The organism is Aeromonas sp. ASNIH8 (assembly GCF_002919855.1).
Taxonomy (GTDB): Bacteria; Pseudomonadota; Gammaproteobacteria; order Enterobacterales; family Aeromonadaceae; genus Aeromonas; species Aeromonas caviae.
In genome coordinates this window covers 1-15,242 of sequence record NZ_PQLN01000099.1, presented here as the reverse complement: position 1 = coordinate 15,242, position 15,242 = coordinate 1, and the positions used below count along the sequence as shown (strand labels likewise).

Genomic DNA, 15,242 nt, shown 5'->3' with positions numbered 1-15,242 from the left:
CCTAAAATGAAAGAAGCCAATGCGGTCTTGTTGATGGATAAATTTATCTACTACCTGAAGCAACACCGCTTATATACCCGCACACTTGGAATTATTTGAGTCTCTAAAAATGAGGGGATCTCTGAGGTTCTTCTCCTATTGCCTTCCCAAGAAACGGTACAACGATGTTGATGATCACAACAAATACGAAATAGAAAGGGAGCCGGTTAGGCTCCCTTTGGTACGCTGATATCATTATGGCTGAGGCGGATACGCAGCCGTATCATTCACGGCCAAGGGCATTTGGCCAGTGCGCCCCTTATCGATTGGTCGCGGCCTTCATCCCTTCCGCAAACTCTTTCAGACGGGTGAGCATATGCTCCGGGTTCTTGTGGTGGGTCTCGATGATCTTCACCACGGCGGAGCCGGAGATGGCACCGGCGGCACCGGCGGCAATGGCTTCACGCACCTGAGCCGGTTCACTGATGCCAAAGCCGAGCAGGGCGGGGGGGGCCTTGAACTCGCGCAGGGTGTTGATGAGGCCATCCACCGGCATGCCGGCCTTGGTCTCGGCACCGGTCACACCGGCGCGGCTCACCAGATAGGTGTAACCGCTGCCAAGTTCCGCCACCTGTTTCAGGGTCTCGGCGTCGCCGTTGGGCGGGGCGATAAAGATGCTGTCGATACCGAACTTGTCGGCCGCCGCCTTGTAGGGGGCGCACATCTGCACCGGCACGTCGGCGACCAGCACCGAATCCACGCCCGCCTGCTGGCACTTCTCGTAGAAGCCGTCGATGTGTCGCACATAGACGAGGTTGGCGTAGACCAGCAGGCCAATGGGGAGCTGCGGGTACTTGGCACGGATGCGGGTGAGCAGGCCGAAGCAGTCGTCCGGGGTGGTGTGGCTGGCAAAGGCACGCAGGGCGGCACCCTGTATGGTGGGGCCGTCCGCCACCGGATCGGAGAAGGGAATGCCGAGCTCCAGGGCGTCGGCGCCCCCTTCGACCAGGGCATCGACGATGGCCAGGGACAATTCGGGGGTGGGATCACCCAGCATCACGAAGGGCACGAAGGCGCCCTGATTGGCCTTGTCCAGACGGGAGAAGAGTTGTGCGTAACGGTTCATGACAAGGTTCCTTCTTTCTCGAAAATGTCGGCAACGGTGAAGATGTCTTTGTCGCCACGGCCGGAGAGGTTGACGATGAGCACCTGCTCTTTTTCCGGTTCACTGCGTGCCATCTTGAGGGCGTGGGCCAGGGCATGGGAGGACTCCAGCGCCGGTATGATCCCTTCTGATTTGGCCAGCTCCTGGAAGGCGTCCAGCGCCTCCTTGTCGGTGACGGAGACATACTCGGCGCGGCCGATGGAGGCCAGGTGGGCGTGCTGGGGGCCGACGGAGGGGAAGTCCAGCCCCGCCGAGACGGAGTAGGACTCCTGAATCTGCCCCTGCTTGTCCTGCATCAGGTAGGAGTGCATGCCAAAGAAGACCCCCTTGCTGCCGTGACCGAGCGGTGCACCGTGCTCGCCGCTCTCGATGCCGTGACCACCGGGCTCGACCCCGATAAGGCGCACCGACGGCTCATCGATGAAGTCGGCAAACATGCCGATGGCATTGGAGCCGCCGCCGACGCAGGCGATCACGGCGTCGGGCAGGCGCTCCTCCTTCTCGAAGCACTGGGCCTTGGCCTCTTCCCCGATCATCTTCTGGAACTCCCGCACGATTGTGGGGAAGGGGTGGGGGCCGGCGGCGGTGCCGAGCAGGTAGTGGGCGCTGTCGTAGTTGGCAGCCCAGTCACGCAGCGCCTCGTTGCAGGCATCCTTCAGGGTGGATGAGCCGGAGTGCACAGGTATCACTGTGGCCCCCATCAACTTCATGCGAAACACGTTCGGCTTCTGGCGCTCGCAATCCTTGGCCCCCATATAGACCCGGCACTTGAGGCCGAGCAGGGCGCAGGCCAGGGCAGTGGCGACGCCGTGCTGGCCGGCGCCGGTCTCGGCGATGATCTCGCTCTTGCCCATGCGCTTGGCGAGCAGGGCCTGGCCCAGCACCTGGTTGGTCTTGTGGGCGCCGCCGTGCAGCAGATCTTCACGCTTGAGGTAAAGCCGGGTCTTGGTTCCCTTGGTCAGATTGCGGGTGAGAGTCAAGGGCGTCGGGCGCCCGGCATACTCGGTCAAGAGTTCCCCAAACTCGGCAACGAAGGCCGGGTCATCCTTGGCATCGACGAAGGCCTTCTCCAGCTGGAGCAGGGCGGGGATGAGGATCTGGGGTACATACATACCACCAAATTCACCGAAAAACGGATTGAGCAGGGTCATACATTATTCCTTGTGCTTATAGGCAAACGCAGTTCATTAATTTGGTACATGTCACTAGAGGGTTCGCAGAGCGGCAAAGGCCGCCGCCATCTTGTGCGCATCCTTCTGGCCCGGGGCACTCTCCACCCCGGAGTTGAAATCGAGGCCCACACAGCCCACCTGGGCGGCCTGCAGGGCGTTGTCGGGGTTGAGCCCCCCCGCCAGCATCAGCCTGGCTTTATCGAGATTGGCCAGCAGGGCCCAGTCGAACGCCTGGCCGGTGCCGCCACTCTGGCTGCCCACTTTCGTATCCAGCAGCAGGCGATCCACCTGGTAGTCGAGGGCGGGCAGGGGCTCGCCACTTGTGACTCCAACCGCTTTCCAGATCTGGCAGCCTGCCGGCAGCAGCGCGCGCAGTGCCTCGACATAGGCGGCATCTTCATCCCCGTGCAGTTGCACGGCGGCGAGCCCCAGCGCATCCACCGTCTTGGCGATGGTGGCGGGCTGGGCATTGCGAAACACCCCGACGTAAGAGAGCGGCGCACCCGCCATCACGGCGCGGGCGGCGGGAATGTCCACGTAGCGCGGGCTTTTCGCCACAAAGATAAGGCCGCCGAACACGGCGCCCGCCTGATGGGCGGCGGCGGCGTGCTCGGGACGAGTCAGGCCGCACACCTTGTTCTGGCCGAGCACGAGCTTGCGCACCGCGGCCTCCAGATCCGGCTCCGCCATGAGGGAAGAGCCCACCAGGAAGCCCTTGGCGTGGTGGCGCAGGGCCGCCACCTGGGCGCGGTGGTTGATGCCGGATTCGCTGATCACCACCCGATCCCCCGGGATCCTGGCCGCCAGCTGCCGGGTGCGGGCGAGATCGACGCTCAAATCCCGCAGATCCCGGTTGTTGATGCCAATCACCGGGGCGCCGAGGTCGATGGCGCGGGTCAGCTCCTCCTCGTTGCTCACCTCGGTGAGCACTCCGAGGCCCAATTCTTTCGCCACTTTGAACAGGGCGCGATACCCCTCGTCGGTGAGCACGGAGAGCATCAGGAGGATGGCGTCCGCCTGATAGTGGCGGGCCAGATAGACCTGATAGGGGTCAATCATGAAGTCCTTGCAGAGCACCGGCTGCTGGACGCGGCCCCGTACCCGGGGCAGGAAGGCGAAATCCCCCTGGAAGAACTTCTCGTCCGTCAGCACCGAGATGGCGGTGGCGTAGTGGCCATAGATGTCGGCGATGGCCTCCGGGCTGAAGTCGTTGCGGATCAAGCCCTTGGAGGGGGAGGCCTTCTTGCACTCCAGAATGAAGCGGGTGGAGCCTTGGCGCAGATCCCCCTCGAAGTCCCGATCGCTCGGGGTCAGCGCGTCCTGGAAGCTCGCCAGGGGCTGGCTCTCCTTGCGGGCGGCGACCCACTCCTGCTTGGCCGCCACGATCTTGCCGAGAATGGTCTGGCTGATGGAGGCCATGTTCAGAAAGGCGTGGGGAGCAATGACATCTGACATCTCGTTATCCTTGCGAAGCTGGCTGTTGCCCGTCGGGCGTTCTGGGTGAGTGCCCCTGGGGCACGCTGTGGTGGTGGCTGACATCATGCCTCCTGATGGCTCAGGGTGGCGAGATCCCGGGCGAGGAGGGCGGCCTGGCCGCTTGCCAGCACCGCCAGCACCCGGGCGGCGGCCTGCCGAAAGTCCGGGGCCTCGCCCGCCATGACCAGGAGCGGCGCCACGTTGGCGGCGATGGCGGCGTTGTGGGCCGGGCTGCCGCGCCCTTCCAGGATGGCGGCGGTGATGGCGCGGTTCTCCTCGGGCTCACCGCCCTGGATGGCGCTGACCGGGTAGGTGTCGAGGCCAAAGTCCGCCGGGGTGAGCAAGTACTCGCGAATTTCGCCGTCGCGGATCTCCGCCACCTGGGTCGGGCCGTGGATGGCAATCTCGTCGAGACCGGCGCCGTGCACCACCATACCGGTTTTCAGGCCGAGTGCCAGCAGGGTTTCGGTGATGGGGCGCACCAGCTCGGGGGCATAGACCCCCATCAGCTGATAGCTGGGGCGGGCGGGGTTGATAAGCGGCCCCAAGACGTTGAATAGCGTCCTGGTTTTCAAGGCCTGACGCACCGGCATGGCGTGGCGCACCCCGGCGTGGTACTGGGGGGCGAACAGGAAGCAGACCCCGAGCTCGTCCAGGCAGCGGCGGGCCTGGGCCGGGCTCATGTCGAGCTTGATGCCCATTTTATCGAGCAGATCGCTCGACCCCGACTTACTCGAGACCGAGCGGTTGCCGTGCTTGGCCACTTTCAGGCCGCAGGCGGCGGCCACCAGGGCCGAGGTGGTGGAGACGTTGATGGTGTTGAGGCCGTCTCCCCCGGTGCCGACGATGTCGCAGAAGGCATAGTCCGGGCGCGGGAAGTCGCGGGCTTCGGCCAACAGCGCCTCGGCGGCGCCGGCGATCTCCTCCGGGGTCTCCCCCTTGATCTTGAGGGCGGTCAAAAGGCTCGCGAGCACGATGGGATCCACTTCACCACGAACCACCTGGCCGAAGGCGTCGCGGGCGGCGTCGCGGGTGAGAGACTGACCCTGATAGAGGGTGTTGAGATGTTGATGCATGGTCTCTTCCTTACCGCACGTGGCTTTCTGGACGGGTGACATGGGCGAGGGCCTGGGTGAGCAGGCGGGCCCCTTCGCTGGTCATGATGGATTCCGGGTGGAACTGGAAGCCCAGCACCCGCTCGTCACGCTGCTCGATGGCCATGGGCATGCCCTGATAGTGGGCAATCACCTGCAACTCTTGTGGCACATAGGTGGCCACCAGGGAGTGGTAGCGGGCCACCGGCAAGGGGCTCGGCAGCCCCGCGAAGGCGCCATGGCCGTTGTGCTCGATGAGGGAGCGCTTGCCGTGGACGATTTCCCCCGCCGCCCCGACGGTGCCGCCGTAGGCTTCGCACAGGGCCTGATGACCGAGGCAGATGCCGAGGATGGGCACCCGGCCCCGGGCCAGCTTGATGAGGTCGATGAGGCAGCCCGCCTCATGGGGCGCGCCCGGCCCCGGGGAGAGCACCAGGACGGCGTCCCCTTCGCAGGCGTCGATCTCACTCATGATGCGGCTCGCCTGCAGGCTGTTGCGGTAGATGCGCACCGGGTAGCCCAGGGTGCGGAACTGGTCGACGAGGTTGTAGGTAAACGAGTCGAAGTTGTCGAGCAGGAAGATGTTAGTCATGGCTCACGTCCTTGTGTTGTTCCTGCTGGGCGCTGAGGGCCTGCAGGGAGGTGCCATGGCTGGCAGCGATGGCGGCCAGCACGGCCGCCGCCTTGGCACGGGTCTCGTCCGCCTCGGCCTGGGGTTTGGAGTCATAGACCACCCCGGCGCCGGCCTGGACATGGGCTACCCCCTCTTTCACGAAGGCGGAGCGGATGACGATGCAGGTGTCCATCTCCCCCGCGCCGTTCAGGTAACCCACGGCGCCGCCGTAGCTGCCGCGACGCTTGCCTTCCACCATGCGGATAAGCTCGCTGGCGCGCAGCTTGGGGGCACCGGTCAGGGTGCCCATGTTCATGCAGGCCTGGTAGGCGTGCAGGGCGTCAAGGTCGGCGCGAAGGGTGCCCACCACCCGGGAGACCAGGTGCATGACGTGGCTGTAGCGATCCACTTTCAGCAGATCCTTGACGTAGCGGGTACCGGGGGCGGAGATGCGGGCGATGTCGTTGCGACCCAGATCCACCAGCATCAGGTGCTCGGCCACCTCTTTCTCGTCCTGGCGCAGCTCCAGCTCGATGCGGCCGTCCAGATCCAGGTTGATGCTGCCGTCCGGGTTGAGGCCACGGCGGCGGGTGCCGGCGATGGGGTACATCTCCACCTGGCGGCTGTTGGCGCAGAACTTGACCGCGCTCTCGGGGGAGGCGCCAAACAGGGTGAAGCCCTCGTCCTGCACGTAGAACATGTAGGGGCTGGGGTTGGTCTGCTTGAGGCGGCGATAGGCGGCGACGGGATCCGGGCAGGGGAGGGAGAAGCTGCGGGACGGCACCACCTGGAAGATGTCACCACGGCGGATGAAGCCCTTGAGCTTCTCGACCTCGGCGCAGAACTGCTTGTCCCCCTTGTCGACGGCCAGGACGCCGGTCAGCGGCGCCGAGCCCTGCGGCGCAGGCAGCGGCTGCTGACAGGCCTGCTTGAAGGACTCGAGGCGAGCGGTCAGGCGGGCGTAGCGCGCGTCCAGCTGCTCATCCTCTTCGCCGCCGAACAGGCAGGCCAGCAACTGGGTACTCTGCTTGATGTGGTCGATGGTGATCAGGGTCTCGGCCACATAGAAGCAGTAGTCAGGGCAGTCGTTGCTCCCCTCTGGCACCTCGGGCAAGTCTTCAAAGGAGGCGATGAGGTCGTAGGCGAAGCTGCCCGCCATGAAGAGGGCCTCTTTGCCCTGCTGGCATTGCAGCTCCCGCTGCAGGGTGCGCAGCACGTCCAGCACGCTGCTGCCCTTGAGGCGGCTGTCTTCGTCAAGCTCCCGATCGGACGCCGGGAAGTCGAGGTGCAGCTCGTCCGCCACCCGGGTCTGGGTGATGACGGCGGGCAGGCGCTGCTCCAGCAGGCGCAGCAGGGCGGCGCCGTTGTCGCCGAGGGGGCGCACCTGCACGGCGCGGCCGCGGCACTCGATGCGCAGGCAGGCATCCACCAGCAGCAGGCTCTGGGTACCGGCCTTGGAGTCGATCTCCACCGATTCGAGCAGCAGGTTGTTGGGTCTGTCCTGGCAGAGTCGGGTATAGAGTGCCAGGGGGTCTGTCACATAGGGGGCATTGAGCCGGATGGTATCGAATTCGCCCAGGGGCAAACGGGTCTTGTTGCCTGTCATAATGCCTTCCCTTGCATGTGTTGTGTGTCACCGATGGTCATGGCGCTGTCTCTCTTGAAAATGGGTCGGGTTCGGGTCACGTCAGCGAGTTCGCCATCGCCATGTCAGTGTGCTTCTCTGAATTGTCGGTTTCATCACAGGTCCATTTGCCGGATAATAAAAAAGCCCGCTGGGGTCAGCGGGCTTTTTCTTTGGGTTCTTAACTTGCTGTCAGATTACAGGTACAGCAACGACCACACGCCCGCATGTCAGGGAGTGTGCCACCACCAGATGGTCAGGATGGAAGTCGCTTGCATGAGATTGAGTCCTGTAAAAAGATGTTTGCAATGAAGTGCCTACAGAAAACGATAAAGCCGCGGCCAAGTCAAGTCGCTTTTTTGCCGGCCTTTTCCAGGCAGGTCCCAAACAAGAGCGAAACACGCCGATGAGATTCGATCTGCATTGCCACACCACCGCCTCGGACGGGGTGCTGAGCCCCGCCGATCTGGTGCGCCGCGCCGCCGAAAAAGGGGTGGAGGTGTTAGCGGTCACTGACCACGATACCCTCGACGGGCTTGAGGAGGTGCGCCAGACCATCTCGGCCGACCAGTTGCCACTGCGCCTGGTGAGCGGGGTGGAGATCTCCACCGGGTGGGAGCATCACGAGATCCACATCGTGGCCCTCGGGGTGGACGAGAAAAATCCCCAGTTGCTCGCCTTTCTGGCAGGGCAGCGGGCTCGCCGGGAGGCGCGCGCCGAGGAGATCGGGCGTCGTCTGGAGAAGTGCCTCATTCCGGGCACCTATGAAGAGGCCAAGCAGCTTGCCGGTGACGCCGCCGTGACCCGGGCCCACTTTGCCCGGGTGCTGGTGGCGCGCGGGGTGGCCGACAATATGCAGAAGGTGTTCAAGAAGTACCTGAGCCGGGGCAACAAGGGCTATGTGCCCGCCGAGTGGCCCGGGATGGGAGAGGCCATCGAGGCCATCCACGCCGCAGGCGGGCTGGCGGTGCTGGCTCACCCTAGCCGCTACAATCTCACCGCCAAGTGGATCAAGCGGCTGCTGGTGGCCTTCAAGGCCGTCGGGGGGGATGCCATGGAGGTCTCCCTGCCCCAGCAGAGCCCCCAGGAGCGGGCGAATCTCGGCCAGTGGGCCAGGGAGCACGATCTCTATATTTCGGTGGGGTCCGATTTTCACTTCCCCTCCAACTGGACCGAGCTTGGCCGCCACCTCTGGCTCCCCAAGGAGGGGATGCCGCTGTGGCTCGGTCACCCCGGTCATTTCGGGCTCACCCCCGAGGAGCATGCGGGCCTGCTGGCCAGCCGCTGACCCCCCGGGCCGGCATCTTTGATGCAGGCGAGTCTGCGTCAAACAGGTTAAGGTAGTGTCATGGGCCAAGGGGCCCTTGACCATGAAGCGGGCAACGAGCGTGCCCCCTATCGCGAGAAGAGCATATGAGTCAGCATTTTTACGTACATCCCGACAATCCCCAGGTTCGCCTCATCAGCCAGGCGGTGCAGATCCTGCAAAACGGCGGCGTTATCGTCTATCCCACCGACTCCGGCTACGCCCTGGGCTGCCAGATGGGCAACAAGGATGCCCTGGAGCGCATCTGCCGCATCCGTCGTATCGAGCCGAACCACGACTTCACCCTGGTGTGCCGGGATCTCTCGGAGATCTCCACCTATGCCAAGGTGGACAACACCGCCTTCCGGCTGGTCAAGAACAACACCCCCGGACCCTACACCTTCATCTTCAAGGCCACCAAGGAGGTGCCGCGTCGCCTCATGAACGAGAAGAAGAAGACCATCGGCATCCGGGTCCCGGCCAACAACATCGCGCTGGCCTTGCTCGAGGCCCTCGGTGAGCCGCTGCTCTCCACCACTCTGATCCTGCCGGGCTCCGAGATGGCGGAGTTCGACCCCGAGGAGATCGCCGACAAGCTCGGCAAGCAGCTGGATCTGGTGGTCAACGGCGGGTATCTGGGCGAGCAGCCCACCACTGTGGTGGACTTCTCCGACGACGAGCCCGTGCTGCGTCGCCGCGGTGCCGGGGATCCGACGCCGTTTGAGTGATCTTGCCGACCCCGTGCCCGCGCTGACAACCCCCGCGGGCACGACGGGGGAGGCTTCCCTTCCCCCGCCCATCGCCACCGTGCTGGGGCAGCCCTACCATGAGCTGCCCCAGGACTTGTTCATCCCCCCCGATGCGCTGGAGGTGTTTCTCGACACCTTCGAGGGGCCGCTGGATCTCTTGCTCTACCTCATCCGGCGCCAGCAGCTCGACATCCTCAACCTGCCCATCCTGCAGATCACCGCCCAGTACATGGAGTACGTGGATCTGATGCAGGGTCTCAACCTCGAGCTGGCGGCGGAATACCTGCTGATGGCGGCCTGGCTCGCGGAGATAAAGTCCCGCCTGCTGCTGCCCAAGGCTCCGGAGCTGGAAGACGAGGAGGAGGGGGAAGATCCCCGCGTCACCCTCATTCGTCGCCTGCAGGAGTACGAGCGCTACAAGCTGGGGGCAGAGCGGGTCAATGCCCTGCCGAGGGTGGAGCGGGAGATCTTCGTCGCCGCCGCCATGGCGCCGGATTTTGGTGCCTTGAAGCCATTGGCGCCCGATGTTTCTCTGGTTGAACTCGCCCTTTACATGCAAAGTGTGGTAAAACGCGCGACTCATTTTGAACATCACCAGATCCGCCGCGAGCAGATCCCGACCCGGGTAAGGATGGCGGAGATCCTTGCCATGCTCTCCCTGGGCCAGACCCTGCGCCTGGAGCAGGTGCTGCGGGCCGAGGAGGGGCGCATGGGGGTGCTGGTGACCTTCCTGGCCCTGCTGGAGCTGTGCAAGGAGCAATTGATCTGGATCTTGCAGGCGGAGCCTCTGGGGCCCATCCATTTTGCCCTGGCCAGTCAGGGGAAAGGGGAGGAGCATGAGCATCTACACTGAGCGAGGGGCTGCGCCAGAGGCGTGGACCCGGGAGGTCCACCGTGGCGCTGCCTGCTGAACGATTGAAGACCCTGATCGAGGCGGCGATCTTCGTGGCGGGCCGTCCTCTCACGGTGAGCGAAATCAAGGGCAGCGTGCTCTCGGACTACCCGGTCACCGGCCGCTATGTCCAGCTGCTGCTGGCAGAGCTCAGACAGGATTACAGCGAGCGGGGGGTCGAGCTCAAAGAGGTGGCCTCCGGCTGGCGTTTCCAGGCCCGCCAGGAGTATGCCGAGGAGCTGTCGCGCCTGTGGAGCGAGCGAGCTCCCCGTTATTCCCGCGCCGTGATGGAGACGCTGACGCTGATTGCCTATCGTCAACCCATCACCCGGGCGGAGATAGAAGCCATCCGCGGGGTGGCGGTGTCGAGCCAGATCGTCAACACCCTCAAGGAGCGTGGCTGGGTGCGCAGCATCGGCCACAAGGAGGTGGCGGGTCGCCCCGAGCTGCTCGCCACCACCCGTGAATTTCTGGACTATTTCAACCTGCAGAGTCTGGAGCAGCTCCCCGAGCTGGATCCCGAGCTGCAGGCCCCCTTGTCGCTCATGCCGGGCGAGGGCGGTGACGGTCAGCCTCTGGCAGGCCGTGCTGAGCATGAACATGGTGGGGAGACCAACGGGGCCTTCCCACAAGAGCCAAGGTTGTCCGCGATGTCGGCGGGCAGCGATCAACAATCAGGTAAACCCGATGAGTGAAAAACTGCAAAAAGTATTGGCCCGCGCGGGTCAAGGCTCCCGTCGTGAGATGGAGGCCCTGATCACCGCAGGTCGGGTCAGCGTGGATGGCAAGGTCGCCACGCTGGGGGATCGCGTCGAAGTGAACGCCGTGATCCGGGTGGATGGCCACCAGGTCAAGACCCGCGCCGCAGAGGAAGTGATCTGCCGCGTGCTGGCCTACCACAAGCCCGAAGGGGAGATGTGCACCCGCCACGATCCGGAAGGACGTCCCACCGTGTTTGATCGTCTGCCCAAGATGGATGGCGCCCGCTGGATAGCGGTCGGCCGCCTCGACGTCAACACCTCAGGCCTCTTGCTGTTCACTACCGACGGCGAGCTGGCGAACCGCCTGATGCACCCGAGCCACGAAGTGGAGCGGGAATACGCGGTGCGCGTCTTTGGCGAGATCACCGAAGCCATGCTGCAGCGCCTGCGCAAGGGCGTGCAGCTGGAAGACGGCATGGCCAAGTTCAACAAGATCAAGCCGGCCGGCGGTGAAGGGCTGAACCAGTGGTTCAACGTTACCCTGACCGAGGGCCGCAACCGGGAAGTGCGCCGCCTGTGGGAGTCCCAGGAAGTGCAGGTGAGCCGCCTGATGCGTATCCGCTACGGCGACGTCAAGCTGGATCGCGGCATCCCCCGCGGCGGCTGGCAGGAGCTGAAACTGCCCGAAGTGAACTACCTGCGCGGCCTGGTCAACCTGCCCAACGAGACCGAGTCCAAGGTCGATCTGCAGCAGGATGGCAAGAGCACCCGCCACAAGCAGGCCGCCCAAATTCGTCGCGCCGTGAAGCGCCACAAGGAGATGCAGGGCAAGGAGCCGCGCGCCCGTGCCACCACCGCCCGTCGCAAGCCTACCTCCTCCACCCGCAATTCCGGCACCGGCAGCAAGTAAGCCGCCACCACGGGCCGCTCGCCCCGGACACGCCACAAGCCCGCACCCCAAGGTGCGGGCTTTTTTGTTTTCTGCTCCTGCCGGGCTCCTTGAGACTGAATCGCCCAGGGGAGAGAAAGGGCCAGACAAGCTCCTCCCCCTCTTGAAGGGGGAGGCTGGGAGGGGGTGAGTAGTTGTTATGCTGACAGGGGCATAGTCGGAGGAATACTGTCATGAACGAGAAGCCAGTTCGTGTTTTCAACCGCGAGGCCACGCTGGATAAACGGCGTGAACAACGAAACAATCCAACAGAGCCTGAACGGCGATTGTGGCAGGCGCTTCGGGCTGGGCAACTCGGAGTCAAGTTTCGCCGTCAGCAAGGTATAGGCCCATACATTGCGGATTTTTACTGCCCCGGGCGGTTGTTGGTCATTGAGGTTGATGGCGACAGCCATTTCGACATGCGGGGTCTGCGTCATGACAAGCGACGGGATGCCTACATGGCGGCCCTGTCGCTGACGGTACTGAGATTTAGCAACAGGGAGGTGATGGAAAATCTACCCGGGGTGGTTGTCTCTATTCGGGCATGGCTTGATCGCGTCTGACCCCACCCCAGCCCTCCCCTTGCCAGGGGAGGGGGCCAGAGTGCCCTCTGTACGGGCTGGAAAGCGTCATACACTTCCCTTTTTTGAAGGGGAGGTGGTTGCAGACGGGGATGTGCATCAGGATGGTTGCCCTGCCGGGACGGGCTTGTTAGCCTTTCGCGCACAAAGACAGGAGAAACCAATGAGCAAGGTACTGGATGAGCTGCTGGCGTTGCTGGCGCTCGAAAAGATCGAGGAGGGCCTGTTTCGGGGCCAGAGCCAGGATCTCGGGTTGCGATCCGTGTTTGGCGGACAGGTGATGGGGCAGGCCTTGTCAGCCGCCAAGCAGACGGTGGCAAGCGACCGCCAGGTCCATAGTTTCCACTCCTACTTCCTGCGCCCCGGGGATGCCAACAAGCCCATCGTCTACGACGTGGAGAACATCCGCGACGGCCAGACCGTCTCCACCCGCCGGGTCAAGGCCATCCAGAATGGCAAGCCCATCTTCTACCTCAACGCCTCCTTCCAGGTGGAAGCCGAGGGCTTCGAGCACCAGGCGAAGATGCCGGGCGGCATCACGCCTCCCGAGCAGCTCAAGAGCGAGCTGGAGCTGGTGCGTCCCTACGAACAGATGATCCCGGCGGCCCTGCGGGACAAGATCCTGTGCGAGAAGCCCATCGAAATTCGCCCCGTGACCCTGGTGGACCCCATTCGCCCGGATGTCCACGAGCCCCTTCGCTACACCTGGTTCAAGGCCAATGGCCCGGTGCCGGACGATCAGCGGGTCCACAACTACCTGCTGGCCTATGCCTCCGACTTCCACTTCCTGTTCGCCGCCCTGCAGCCCCACGGGGTCTCCTACTGGGAGCCGGACATGCAGGTGGCCACCATCGATCACTCCATGTGGTTCCACCGGGAGTTCCGGCTGGACGACTGGCTGCTCTACGTGGTGGACAGCCCGAGCGCCAGCGGCGGTCGGGGTCTGGTGCGCGGCCAGTTTTTCACCCGGGATGGGGTATTGGTGGCGAGCACCATGCAGGAAGGGGTGATCCGCCGCCGGGGCTGAGACGCCCTCTCGCGCCAACGAAAAACGGGAGCCGATGGCTCCCGTTTTTTATTGCCTGCGCTATCAGGCTGCGTCCTGCTCGGTGCTGAGTGCTGGCTCGCCCCGGGCGAAGCGGTCGGCCCACAGGGCGATGACGCCGTCACCGGTGACGTTGCAGGCGGTGCCGAAGCTGTCCTGAGCCAGGTAGAGGGCGATCATCAGGGCGATGGAGGCCTCACCGAAGCCGAGCATGGAAGTGAGCAGGCCGAGCGCGGACATGACACCGCCACCCGGTGCGCCCGGCGCGGCAATCATGATGACGCCCAGCATCATGATGAAGGGCACCATGGTGCCGTAGCCCGGAATGGCCAGGTGTTCGGAGAGGAACATCACCGCCGTGGCGCAGGTCACCAGGGTGATGGTGGAGCCGCACAGGTGGATGGTGGCGCACAGGGGCACGGTGAAGTTGGCGATGCCGTCGCTCACGCCGTTGCGCTTGCTGGCTTGCAGGGCCACCGGAATGGTGGCGGCGCTGGACATGGTGCCAAGGGCGGTGAAGTAGGCGGGCAGCATGTTCTTGATGAGCATGACGGGGGAGCGCCCCTGGGCGAGGCCGGTGCCGACGAACAGGACGCAGAGCCAGATCCAGTGCATGACGATGGCCATCACCAGCACCACTCCGAAGGTCTTGAGGGTGGCGAAGACGGTGCCTTCCACCGTCATCTCGACGAAGACGCCGGCGATGTAGAAGGGGAGCAGGGGAATGATCACGCGTGCCAGCAGGCGGTCGATGATGTCACGGCCCTGATCGGCGACCCGGCGCAGGTCGGTGGCCTGGGTGGCGCTGATGCCGATGCCGAACACGAAGGCGGCGGCCAGGGCCGACATCACCCCGAACAGGGGCGGGATCTCGAGGTTGATGTAGGAAGCGAGCTTGGTGGCAGCCTCGGCGGTGGGCTCGGCGGCCGTGGTCAGGTGCGGGATCAGGTGGCTCGCCACGGTGAAGGCGAACAGGCCCGCCAGTATGGTGGAGCAGTAGGAGAGCCCCACCGTCTTGCCCAGCAGCTTGCCGGAGTTCTTCGGCAGGCTGGCGATGCCGCTCATGATGAAGAAGAGGATGATGAGCGGGATGGTGAAGGTGATGAGCTGGCCTATCACCGTCTTGGCGGTGAACAGCACGCGGGCGACCCATTCGGGGGCATAGAGACCGAGCAGCAGGCCGGCGAGGATACCGGCAACCAGATTGAGAACGAGTTTCATGGGGGAATCCAGGTGTTGGTGTCTGATTTGTTATTTAATTTTGATTTTAATGCCGCTTTTTAACACAAACACCGCATCTTGTCTGCTTTATGGTGGTTAACTCAGGGTTAAATATTGTTAACGGGCTGAATGCCGTGAGGTGTCACTGTCCCCGGGGGCTTTCGCGGATCAGCGCCGCACCAGCAAGGCGTGCAGCCAGGGGCCGTTCACCTCATCTTCCCCCACCCAGCCATGGTGCAGGGTGAAGGGGAGGGGAGCGATCAGGCGTCGCAGCCCCGCCTCGTCGAGCCGGGTCTGCAGGGGATATTCCCCCGACCGTGGCTGCGGTTCGCCCATCTCGTGGGGGAAGGAGCAGTAGAGAGGGCCCCCGGCCTTGAGGAGTGTGGCCAGATGACCGAGCGCCGGGGCTATCTCGTGTTCGGGCAGACAGGGGAGGGAGCCGCTGGCCCAGATGCCGTCATAGGGAACGACGCTTCGCATCTGCTCGAAGCGGCAGACTCGCACCGGCTGGCCGCACAGGCGCGAGGCGGCGGCGGCCTGCGCCCGGCTCGCATCGAAGGCGGTCACGGTGAGGCCTTGCTGGCGAAAGAGGCGCAGATCCTCTCCTGCCCCGCAACCGGCCTCCAGCAGATGACGGCCGCTGCCCAGCAGGGCCAGGAAGGGGGCATGGGCGCCTGCCACGAGGGCGGGGCG

General features: G+C 64.2%; 15 protein-coding genes. 7 read left to right on the top strand and 8 right to left on the bottom strand.

All coding sequences use genetic code 11. From position 1 onward, the window contains the following. Nucleotides 1-298 precede the first annotated feature (298 nt). Genes trpA through C3418_RS19510 form a run of 6 tightly spaced genes read right to left on the bottom strand, consistent with a single transcriptional unit; the run spans nt 299 to nt 7,105 of the window. A complete protein-coding gene (gene trpA / locus C3418_RS19535; protein WP_005323482.1) occupies nt 299-1,105 on the bottom strand; it encodes a tryptophan synthase subunit alpha in 807 nt (268 codons plus the stop codon). After that, nucleotides 1,102-2,295 carry a tryptophan synthase subunit beta gene (gene trpB / locus C3418_RS19530; protein WP_005323481.1) on the bottom strand — a complete coding sequence of 398 codons (1,194 nt, stop codon included), beginning with the start codon at nt 2,293-2,295 and terminating at the stop codon, nt 1,102-1,104. The genes trpA and trpB overlap by 4 nt, the downstream gene beginning before the upstream one ends. Before the next feature lie 54 nt (nt 2,296-2,349). Continuing rightward, the gene (gene trpCF / locus C3418_RS19525; protein WP_103859107.1) at nt 2,350-3,855 is read right to left on the bottom strand and encodes a bifunctional indole-3-glycerol-phosphate synthase TrpC/phosphoribosylanthranilate isomerase TrpF; all 1,506 of its coding nucleotides are present in this window, start codon (nt 3,853-3,855) and stop codon (nt 2,350-2,352) included. Next, entirely contained in the window at nt 3,855-4,868 is a 1,014-nt protein-coding gene (gene trpD, locus C3418_RS19520) for an anthranilate phosphoribosyltransferase (RefSeq protein WP_103859106.1), read from the bottom strand. The genes trpCF and trpD overlap by 1 nt, the downstream gene beginning before the upstream one ends. A gap of 10 nt (nt 4,869-4,878) precedes the next feature. Beyond that, nucleotides 4,879-5,478, bottom strand: coding sequence for an aminodeoxychorismate/anthranilate synthase component II (locus tag C3418_RS19515; protein ID WP_069785302.1), 600 nt, complete (start codon nt 5,476-5,478; stop codon nt 4,879-4,881). Continuing rightward, nucleotides 5,471-7,105: an anthranilate synthase component 1 gene (locus tag C3418_RS19510; RefSeq protein WP_103859105.1), complete on the bottom strand. Its 1,635-nt coding sequence runs from the start codon at nt 7,103-7,105 to the stop codon at nt 5,471-5,473. Before C3418_RS19510 ends, C3418_RS19515 begins: the two co-directional genes overlap by 8 nt. 424 nt (nt 7,106-7,529) lie before the next feature. Between C3418_RS19510 and C3418_RS19505 the strand changes: the two genes are divergently transcribed. The 7 genes from C3418_RS19505 (at nt 7,530) to tesB (ending at nt 13,310) form a co-directional block, all read left to right on the top strand. Continuing rightward, nucleotides 7,530-8,411 carry a PHP domain-containing protein gene (locus C3418_RS19505; protein WP_039039192.1) on the top strand — a complete coding sequence of 294 codons (882 nt, stop codon included), beginning with the start codon at nt 7,530-7,532 and terminating at the stop codon, nt 8,409-8,411. 125 nt (nt 8,412-8,536) lie between these two features. Beyond that, complete coding sequence (locus C3418_RS19500; protein ID WP_010673702.1) at nt 8,537-9,157, top strand: L-threonylcarbamoyladenylate synthase; 621 nt, start codon at nt 8,537-8,539, stop codon at nt 9,155-9,157. Then, entirely contained in the window at nt 9,150-10,031 is an 882-nt protein-coding gene (locus tag C3418_RS19495) for a ScpA family protein (protein ID WP_010673703.1), read from the top strand. The genes C3418_RS19500 and C3418_RS19495 overlap by 8 nt, the downstream gene beginning before the upstream one ends. Nucleotides 10,032-10,072: 41 nt before the next feature. Beyond that, nucleotides 10,073-10,765, top strand: coding sequence for an SMC-Scp complex subunit ScpB (gene scpB, locus C3418_RS19490; protein WP_041213209.1), 693 nt, complete (start codon nt 10,073-10,075; stop codon nt 10,763-10,765). Further along, on the top strand, nt 10,758-11,681 hold the full coding sequence (rluB, locus tag C3418_RS19485) for a 23S rRNA pseudouridine(2605) synthase RluB (RefSeq protein ID WP_039039190.1): 924 nt from the start codon (nt 10,758-10,760) through the stop codon (nt 11,679-11,681). The genes scpB and rluB overlap by 8 nt, the downstream gene beginning before the upstream one ends. Before the next feature lie 212 nt (nt 11,682-11,893). Then, the gene (locus tag C3418_RS19480) at nt 11,894-12,265 is read left to right on the top strand and encodes an endonuclease domain-containing protein (RefSeq protein WP_039039189.1); all 372 of its coding nucleotides are present in this window, start codon (nt 11,894-11,896) and stop codon (nt 12,263-12,265) included. A 181-nt stretch (nt 12,266-12,446) separates the two neighbouring features. Beyond that, on the top strand, nt 12,447-13,310 hold the full coding sequence (tesB, locus tag C3418_RS19475) for an acyl-CoA thioesterase II (RefSeq protein ID WP_041214836.1): 864 nt from the start codon (nt 12,447-12,449) through the stop codon (nt 13,308-13,310). Between the two features lie 63 nt (nt 13,311-13,373). Here tesB and C3418_RS19470 read toward each other — a convergent pair whose 3' ends face one another. Together C3418_RS19470 and C3418_RS19465 are read right to left on the bottom strand one after the other, a co-directional pair. Then, entirely contained in the window at nt 13,374-14,549 is a 1,176-nt protein-coding gene (locus C3418_RS19470; RefSeq protein ID WP_042014198.1) for a dicarboxylate/amino acid:cation symporter, read from the bottom strand. A gap of 168 nt (nt 14,550-14,717) precedes the next feature. After that, a partial coding sequence (locus C3418_RS19465) for a methyltransferase domain-containing protein (protein WP_308457651.1) occupies nt 14,718-15,242 on the bottom strand: 525 nt, incomplete at its 5' end.